This is a genomic window from Microbacterium sp. HMWF026 (assembly GCF_003061325.1).
GTDB classification, from domain to species: domain Bacteria; phylum Actinomycetota; class Actinomycetes; order Actinomycetales; family Microbacteriaceae; genus Microbacterium; species Microbacterium testaceum_E.
In genome coordinates this window covers 1-8161 of the sequence record NZ_QAJB01000183.1, presented here as the reverse complement: position 1 = coordinate 8161, position 8161 = coordinate 1, and the positions used below count along the sequence as shown (strand labels likewise).

Genomic DNA, 8161 nt, shown 5'->3' with positions numbered 1-8161 from the left:
GCCGACGCCCCGCGCGTGCTCCTCGTCCACGGCCTCGGCTCCGACGGCGCGCTCATGTGGCGTTTCGGCACCGCCCTCGCCGACGCCGGGTGGCACGCCGTGGCCGTGGACCTGCGCGGTCACGGCGATGCGCCCCGCGCCCTCGACTACTCGATCGCGGCGTACGCGGCCGATCTGGCCGCCACCGCCCCCGTCGACGGCGGCGCGTGGGACGCGGTCGTCGGCCACTCGCTCGGCGGAGCGGCGGCCACGGTCGCCGCGGCCGAGCACCCCGTATGGACCCGCCGCCTCGTCCTGGTCGATCCCGCGATCGCCCTGTCGGCCGAGGACCGCGACATCGTGCGGGTGAGCCAGGAGCAGTCCTTCGCCGACCCGACGGTCGAGGCCGTCCGCGCGGAGCATCCCGCGTGGCATCCGCTCGATGTCGAGCTCAAGGCCCGCGCCACGCGGCGGGCCAGCCGGTGGGCGATCGAGCAGACGTCCGCGCAGAACGAGCCGTGGGACGTCCGCGCTCAGGCCGCCGCGCTCACCGTCCCCACGCACGTGCTGGGCGCCGACCCGGCGGTGCACTCGATCTTCTCCGGCGAACTGGCGTCAGAGGTGCTGCAGAACCCCGCGGTGACGATGAGCGTGATCACCGGGGCCGGGCACTCCCCCCACCGCGACCGTCCCGAAGCGACCGTCGCCGCGCTGCTGGACGCGCTGGCCTGACGCGCCCCGGCCCGGCGCACCGGCTCGGCCCGGGCGGGCCGACCGGGCCGCGCACCCGTCGACGGCACGCGCCACCCCCACCCGCGATGTCGGTGGTCACGGCCAGAATGGATGCCATGACCTCGTTCGACCCGGCTCGGTTGCTGCCCGACGACCTGCTCGCGCGCATCCGCGAACGGGCCGCCGTGCACGACCGCGACAACACCTTCCCCCACGACGACCTCGACGACCTTCGCGCGGCGGGGTATCTCGGCATCCTGGTCCCCTCCGCGCAGGGCGGTGCGGGACTGAGCCTGGCCGAGGCGTCGCTGCTGCAGCAGCGTCTGGCGGGGGCCGCGCCCGCGACGGCGCTCGCGGTCAACATGCACCTGGTGTGGACCGGGGTGGCCAAGGTGCTGCGCGACCGCGGCATCGACGACCTGGCGTTCGTCGAGCAGCGCGCGGGAGCGGGCGAGGTGTTCGCCTTCGGCATCAGCGAGGCGGGTAACGACATCGTGCTCTTCGGCAGCGACACCGTCGCCGAGCCCGACGGCGCCGGGGGCTACACCTTCACGGGCACCAAGATCTTCACCTCGCTGTCGCCGGTGTGGACGCACCTCGGCGTGCACGGTCTCGACACCACCTCGGCGGACGCCCCGCAGATGGTGTTCGCGTTCCTCGAGCGCGGTGACGCCATCGTGGCCCGCGACGACTGGGACACCCTGGGCATGCGGGGGACGCAGAGTCGCACGACCGAGCTGCGCGGCGCGCACGCCCCGGCCGAGCGGGTCATCCGTCGCCTGGCCCCCGGTCCGCAGCCCGATCCGCTGATCTTCGGCATCTTCTCGGTGTTCGAGATCCTGCTCGCCTCGGTCTACACGGGCATCGCGCGGCGCGCGCTCGAGCTCGCCGTCGACGCGGCGACGGCACGGCGGTCGAAGAAGACGGGCACGGTCTACGCCAACGACCCCGACATCCGCTGGCGCGTGGCCGACATGGCGCTCGCCTACGACGCGCTGCCCCCGCAGCTCGCGACCCTGGCGCACGACGTCGACTCCGGAGCCGATCACGGCGGGCAGTGGTTCTCGCTGCTCGCCGGGGTGAAGTACCGCGCCGTGTCGATGGCCAAGGCGGTCGTCGACGACGCCATCCTCGTCGGCGGCGGTTCGGCGTACTTCGCGCACAGCGAGCTGAGCCGCCTGTATCGCGACGTCCTCGCCGGCATGTTCCACCCCTCCGACGCCGAGTCCGCGCACTCCACGGCCGCGGCCGCCTGGCTCGGCCCGGTGACCGACTGATGGCGCGCACGCCCACCACGGCGCTGAGCCCGGCCGATCAGGAGCGCCGCCGCGCCCTGCGCGTCATGAAGGGCGTGGCCCTGGGCGCGCTGCTGGGCATGGCGCTGATCTTCGCGGTGTCGTTCCCCCTGCAGCGCGAGGTCGAGTGGCTGCAGTACGTCCGCGCCGCGGCCGAGGGCGGCATGGTCGGCGCGCTGGCCGACTGGTTCGCGGTGACGGCGCTGTTCCGGCATCCCCTGGGTCTGCCGATTCCGCACACGGCGATCATCCCGCGGCGCAAAGACGAGATCGGCCGCCAGCTGGGCGAGTTCGTCGAGACCAACTTCCTCGAGGGCGACGTCGTGCGCACCAAACTCGAGTCGACGCCCCTGTCGGCCCGCGCCGGCGCATGGCTCGCCGACCCGGCGCACGCCGACCGCGTCGCCGCCGAGGGGGCGACGCTGGCGACGAGCGTCCTGACCGCGCTCGACGACGACGACGTGCAGGGCCTGATCGAAGACCTCGCGCGCGAGCACCTGCTCTCGCCCGACTGGGGTCCGTCGATCGGCGGCTGGCTGCAGCGGGTCGTCGGCTCGGGCGCGCACCACGGCGCCGTCGACCTCGCCCTCGACAACATCGCCGTGTGGCTCGGCAACAACCGCGACACCTTCCAGGGACTCGTCTCGCGCCGCCTGCCGTCGTGGGTGCCGAGCATGGCCGCGCGCCTGGTCGACGACACCGTCTACCGCGAGGCGGTGCAGTTCGTCGACGCGGTCCGCGCCGACCCCGGCCACCAGGCCCGCGGCGCGATCGACGGCTACCTCGCGCGGCTCGCCGACAACCTGCAGCACGACCCGGCCACGATGGTGCGCCTCGAAGAGGCCAAGGCCGCGGTATTCGACAGTCCTCGCGTGCGCCAGCTCGCCGCCGACGCGTGGAACACCGCCAAGGCCGGCTTGCTGCGCTCGCTCGCCGACCCCGAGAGCGCGCTGCGGCGGCGCGCGTCCGCGGCCCTCGCCGAGGTGGGCGAGCGCCTGCAGCACGACGCGACGCTGCAGAAGCGCGTGGACGGCTGGGTCACCGACGCCGCGGTCTTCGTGGTCGGGCGCTACCGGCACGACATCGCCTCGATCATCACCGACACCGTCGAACGGTGGGATGCCGAAGAGACCACCGAGAAGATCGAGCTCATGGTGGGCCGCGACCTGCAGTACATCCGCCTCAACGGCACGATCGTGGGGGCTCTGGCGGGCCTGGTGATCTTCACGGTCGCCCATCTGACGTGGGGATCGTGACCGCCCCGGCCGGCCGGCGCGCGCACCGGCGGTCCGCGCCGGGTGTGCGCGCCCGCGTCGGCACGGGTCGCGCCGCGTCCGAGACGTTGCGCGACGCGGCCTCGCGTCGAACCGCCCGGGGCACCCGCCGGGTGAGTAGCCTGGGCCGGGTGAGCGACGGTTCGGGGACCGCGGAGTTCCTCTTCACCTACGGGACGCTCCAGCTGCCCGACGTGCAGCTGGACACATTCGGTCGCGTCGTCGAGGGCGAGGACGATTCGCTGGCCGGCCACCGGCTCGAGTGGGTCGACGTGGGCGACGAGCGGGTCGCCCAGCTCTCGGGCCTCGACGAGCACCCCATCCTGCGCCGGACCGGCGATGCGCGCGACCGCGTCTTCGGGCGCGTCCTGACGCTCGACCCCGAGGAGCTCGACGCCGCCGACGAGTACGAGGTGGCGCTGTACCGGCGCACCTCGGTCGTCCTCGCGAGCGGGCGCACCGCCTGGGTCTACGTGTCGGCATGAGCGCGCTGTCCGTCGATCCCCGCTGGCCGCGCGCCGGAGACTGGCCGCCTCCCTCCCCCGGAGCGGATGCCGTTCTGCTCGGCGTCCCCGCGCACGAGACCTCGCTGTCGCCGACCGGCGCGTCCCAGACCCCCGCAGCGGTGCGAGAGGCCCTGCGTCGCTTCTCGCCGACCCTGCTGGGCCCGCCCCCGGTCGACCTGGATCAGGCGTTGCGCATCGCCGACGCCGGCGACGTCGCCGATCCCGACGGCCGCGAGGGCGAGGCGCGCGTGCGAACAGCGGTCTCGCAGCTCGATGCGGCACGGCTCGTCATCGCCCTCGGCGGCGACAACTCCGCCACGTACGCCGTGGCGCAGGGTCGCGGCGCGCGCGGTCTGATCACGCTCGACGCCCACTTCGACCTGCGCGACGGCGAGTCCAACGGCTCTCCCGTGCGGCGCCTGATCGCCGACGGACTCGATCCCCGTCGCATCGTGCAGATCGGCATCGCCGACTTCGCCAACTCGGCCGAGTACGCCCGCCGCGCGTTCGACTCCGGCATCACGGTCATCACGCTCGACGAGGTGCGCCGCCGCGGCATCGCCGACGTCGTGGCCGAAGCGCTGCGCGTCGCCGGCGGCGTCCCGCCCGGCAGAGCGGTGGAAGGCGGAACCGGCGGCATCCACCTCGATATCGACGTCGACGTGTGCGACCGCGCCGTCGCCCCGGGCTGCCCCGCGAGCGTCCCCGGCGGCCTCGCCGCGTGGGAGCTGCGCGCTCTCGTGCGCGGGCTCTCGCGAGACCCCGGCGTGATCAGCGCCGACATCGTCGAGGTGGATGCCACGGCAGACACCGCCGACGCCCGAACCGTTCGACTGGCCGCCCTGTGCGTCCTGGAGCTCCTGGCTGGATTGGCGGAACGACGATGATCCAACTCGTCCTCGCGCGACATGCGAAATCGGACTGGGCCGACGAGGGCCTCGACGATCACGACCGGCCGCTGAACGACCGCGGACGTCGGGACGCCCCCGCGATGGCCCGCACGGTGCTCAAGGCCGGAGTGCGCCCCGAGACGCTGCTGTCGAGCTCGGCCCTGCGCGCGCGGCAGACGGCCGAGGCGTTCTCGGTCGTCTTCGACACCGAGGTACGCGAACTGCCCGAGCTCTACCTCGCCGCCCCCGACGCACTGCTCGCCGCGGCGCGGGCTTCCGGGTCCGACGAGGTCATGGTCGTCGCGCACGACCCCGGCATGAGCGCCCTCGTCTCGCGCCTCGCGGACCGCGACGAGCGCATGGTCACGTGCGCCGTGGCGGTGTTCACCTGGCACGAGGGCACCTGGGACGACGTGGATGCCGTTCCCCCCGACGAGTTCGAGCTGTTCACGCCCTGAGTCCTGGCATCCCCTCCCCTCCGCCCGGGCGCGACGATCGGTCGATCCGGCCGTGCCGCGAGCACGGCGGCAGCGCCGCGAACCCTGACGGGCGCGGGAGCGCCGACAGGCGACGCCCGCCCGCATGACGTCAGACCTCGACGCCGTCCTTCCACACCCGGCGCACCAGCGGCACCCCCGGCCGGTAGGCCAGGTGCACCCGCGACGGCGCGTCCAGCAGCACGAGGTCGGCGCGGCGCCCCGGAGCGATCACGCCCACGTCGTCGCGGCGCAGCGCCTGCGCTCCCCCGGCGGTCGCGGCCCACACGGCCTCGGCGACGGTCATCCCCATCTCGCGCACCGCGAGGGCGATCATCAGCGGCATCGAACTGGTGAAGCTCGACCCCGGGTTGCAGTCGCTCGCGAGGGCGACGGTGACGCCGGCGTCGAGCAGACGCCGGGCGTCGGGGTACGGCTGACGGGTCGAGAACTCCACGCCCGGCAGCAGGGTGGCGACGGTGTCCGAGGCGGCGAGCGCGGTGACGTCGTCGTCCGACAGGTACGTGCAGTGATCGACCGCCGCCGCACTCATCGCCACGGCGAGAGCGACTCCCCCGCCCGGACCGAGCTGATTCCCGTGCACGCGGATGCCGAGGCCCTCCGCCCGACCCGCCTCGAGCACTCGCCGGCTCTGCGCGGGGCTGAACGCTCCCTGCTCGCAGAACACGTCGACCCAGCGCGCGAACGGGGCGACCGCGGCGAGCATGTCGCCCGTGACGAGGTCGACGTAGTCGTCCGCGCGGCCCGCGAACTCGGGCGCCACGACGTGGGCGCCGAGGAACGTCACCTCGTCGGTCGCTTCGCGGGCGAGGCGGGCGAGGCGCGTCTCGGTGGCGACGTCGAGGCCGTAGCCCGTCTTGATCTCGAGGGTGGTCGTCCCCTGCGCCCGGCACTCGGCGACGAGCGCGGCCAGTCGGTCGCGCAGGGCGTCGTCATTGGCGGCGCGGGTCGCGGCGACGGTGGTGCGGATGCCGCCCGCCGCATAGGGCGACCCCGCCATCCGCGCCGCGAACTCCTCGGAACGGTCGCCGGCGAACACGAGGTGGGTGTGGCTGTCGACGAATCCCGGCACGACGGCCCGCCCGCCGACGTGGACGACCGTCGCGTCGGCCTCGGGTACGTCTCGCGTCGGACCGACCCACGCGATCACCCCGTCCCGGACGAGGACGGCGGCGTCGTGCCGCGTGCCGCACACGTCGTCGCGTTCGGCGACGTTCGTCGTCAGCTCGCCGATCCCGGTCAGCAGCAGCGCGGTCACGGCATCGGCACGGTCAGGCCGCGCTCGGCGGCGACCTCGCGGGCGCGGTCGTAGCCGGCATCCACGTGCCGCATGACACCCGTGCCGGGGTCGTTCACGAGCACGCGCGCGAGTTTCTCGGCGGCCAGCGCGGTGCCGTCGGCCACGCAGACCTGACCCGCGTGGATGCTGCGGCCGATCCCGACGCCCCCGCCGTGGTGCAGCGACACCCACGAGGCGCCGCTCGCGGTGTTCAGCAGGGCGTTGAGCAGCGGCCAGTCGGCGATCGCGTCGGAGCCGTCGGCCATCGCCTCGGTCTCGCGGTAGGGCGAGGCGACCGATCCGGCGTCGAGGTGGTCGCGACCGATCACGATGGGTCCCGACAGCTCGCCCGAGGCGACCATCTCGTTGAACCGCAGCCCCGCGAGGTGGCGCTCCTGATAGCCGAGCCAGCAGATGCGCGCCGGCAGTCCCTCGAATTGCACCTGCTCGCCCGCCTTCTCGAGCCAGCGGTGCAGGGCGGTGTCGTGCGGGAAGAGCTCGGCGACGGCGCGGTCGGTCTTGGCGATGTCCTCGGGGTCGCCCGAGAGCGCGACCCAGCGGAACGGTCCCTTGCCCTCGGCGAACAGCGGGCGGATGTAAGCCGGCACGAACCCGGGGAACGCGAACGCGCGATCATACCCGCCCAGCTCCGCCTCGCGGCGGATCGAGTTGCCGTAATCGAAGACGGCGGCCCCGGCATCCTGGAATCCCACCATCGCGCGCACGTGCGCCGCCATGCTCTCACGGGAGCGACGCGTGAAGTCCTCGGGGTCGCGCGCCGCCTCGGCCGCCCAGTCCGAAACCGACATGCCGACGGGCAGGTACGACAGCGGGTCGTGCGCGCTCGTCTGGTCGGTGACGATGTCGATCGGGATGCCGCGGGCGAGCAGCGCGGGGAACACCTCGGCCGCGTTGCCGGAGACGCCCACCGACAGCGCCTCACCCGCCAGGCGGGCCGCGGTCACCCGCTCGATCGCGGTGTCGAGCTCGTCGGCGACCTCGTCGAGGTAGCCGTGGGCGACGCGGCGCTCCAGGCGCGAGCGGTCGACGTCGACGATCAGCACCGCACCGCCGTTCATGGTCACCGCGAGGGGCTGCGCCCCGCCCATGCCGCCGCAACCGGCGGTGAGGGTGAGGGTGCCCGCGAGCGAGTCCCGGCCGAGCGAGCGCGCGACGGCCGCGAACGTCTCGTAGGTTCCCTGCAGGATGCCCTGCGTTCCGATGTAGATCCACGACCCGGCCGTCATCTGCCCGTACATCGTGAGCCCGAGGTCCTCCAGGCGGCGGAACTCGGGCCAGGTCGCCCAGTCGCCCACGAGGTTCGAGTTGGCGATGAGCACGCGCGGGGCCCACTCGTGCGTGCGGAACACGCCGACCGGCTTGCCGGACTGCACGAGCAACGTCTCGTCGGGCTCGAGCTCGTCGAGGGTCCGCACAATCGCGTCGTACGCGGCCCACGAGCGGGCGGCCCGACCGGTGCCGCCGTAGACGACCAGGTCGTCGGGCCGTTCGGCGACCTCGGGGTCGAGGTTGTTCATGAGCATGCGTTTGGCGGCTTCGGCGCCCCAGCTCTTCGCGGTGCGGACGTTGCCGCGCGCGGCGCGGACGGGACCGCGGGCGCCGGTCTCGTGCGTGGATACGGCGGATGCCAGAGTGTCGGTCATGCGGGATCTCCTTCGATCGGGCGCGGGCGGGGGTCAGAGGGACGG

At 73.8% G+C, this 8161-nt stretch carries 8 protein-coding genes; 6 read left to right on the top strand and 2 right to left on the bottom strand.

Translation table 11 applies throughout. The annotated features are described in order from the left end of the window. Positions 1-15 precede the first annotated feature (15 nt). The 6 genes from DBR36_RS07805 (at position 16) to DBR36_RS07780 (ending at position 5134) form a co-directional block, all read left to right on the top strand. A complete protein-coding gene (locus tag DBR36_RS07805; protein WP_258222619.1) occupies positions 16-711 on the top strand; it encodes an alpha/beta fold hydrolase in 696 nt (231 codons plus the stop codon). Positions 712-827: 116 nt separating this feature from the next. Further along, positions 828-1988: an acyl-CoA dehydrogenase family protein gene (locus tag DBR36_RS07800; RefSeq protein ID WP_108318311.1), complete on the top strand. Its 1161-nt coding sequence runs from the start codon at positions 828-830 to the stop codon at positions 1986-1988. Further along, a complete protein-coding gene (locus DBR36_RS07795; protein ID WP_108318310.1) occupies positions 1988-3262 on the top strand; it encodes a DUF445 domain-containing protein in 1275 nt (424 codons plus the stop codon). Before DBR36_RS07800 ends, DBR36_RS07795 begins: the two co-directional genes overlap by 1 nt. A gap of 149 nt (positions 3263-3411) precedes the next feature. Further along, entirely contained in the window at positions 3412-3765 is a 354-nt protein-coding gene (locus tag DBR36_RS07790) for a gamma-glutamylcyclotransferase family protein (RefSeq protein ID WP_108318312.1), read from the top strand. Next, on the top strand, positions 3762-4673 hold the full coding sequence (locus tag DBR36_RS07785) for an agmatinase family protein (RefSeq protein ID WP_108318309.1): 912 nt from the start codon (positions 3762-3764) through the stop codon (positions 4671-4673). Before DBR36_RS07790 ends, DBR36_RS07785 begins: the two co-directional genes overlap by 4 nt. Continuing rightward, on the top strand, positions 4670-5134 hold the full coding sequence (locus DBR36_RS07780) for a histidine phosphatase family protein (protein WP_108318308.1): 465 nt from the start codon (positions 4670-4672) through the stop codon (positions 5132-5134). Before DBR36_RS07785 ends, DBR36_RS07780 begins: the two co-directional genes overlap by 4 nt. Positions 5135-5264: 130 nt before the next feature. Here the strand turns inward: DBR36_RS07780 and hutI are convergent, their stop codons facing one another. Both hutI and hutU read right to left on the bottom strand, forming a co-directional pair. After that, a complete protein-coding gene (gene hutI / locus DBR36_RS07775) occupies positions 5265-6431 on the bottom strand; it encodes an imidazolonepropionase (RefSeq protein ID WP_108318307.1) in 1167 nt (388 codons plus the stop codon). Next, entirely contained in the window at positions 6428-8116 is a 1689-nt protein-coding gene (gene hutU, locus DBR36_RS07770; RefSeq protein WP_108318306.1) for a urocanate hydratase, read from the bottom strand. The genes hutI and hutU overlap by 4 nt, the downstream gene beginning before the upstream one ends. Positions 8117-8161: the final 45 nt, after the last annotated feature.

Bases quoted from the DNA above. Each gene is read 5' to 3' on its own strand.
- DBR36_RS07800 (WP_108318311.1), top strand. From the start codon at position 828: ATGACCTCGTTCGACCCGGCTCGGTTGCTGCCCGACGACCTGCTCGCG.
- DBR36_RS07795 (WP_108318310.1), top strand. From the start codon at position 1,988: ATGGCGCGCACGCCCACCACGGCGCTGAGCCCGGCCGATCAGGAGCGC.
- DBR36_RS07785 (WP_108318309.1), top strand. From the start codon at position 3,762: ATGAGCGCGCTGTCCGTCGATCCCCGCTGGCCGCGCGCCGGAGACTGG.
- DBR36_RS07780 (WP_108318308.1), top strand. From the start codon at position 4,670: ATGATCCAACTCGTCCTCGCGCGACATGCGAAATCGGACTGGGCCGAC.
- hutU (WP_108318306.1), bottom strand. From the start codon at position 8,116: ATGACCGACACTCTGGCATCCGCCGTATCCACGCACGAGACCGGCGCC.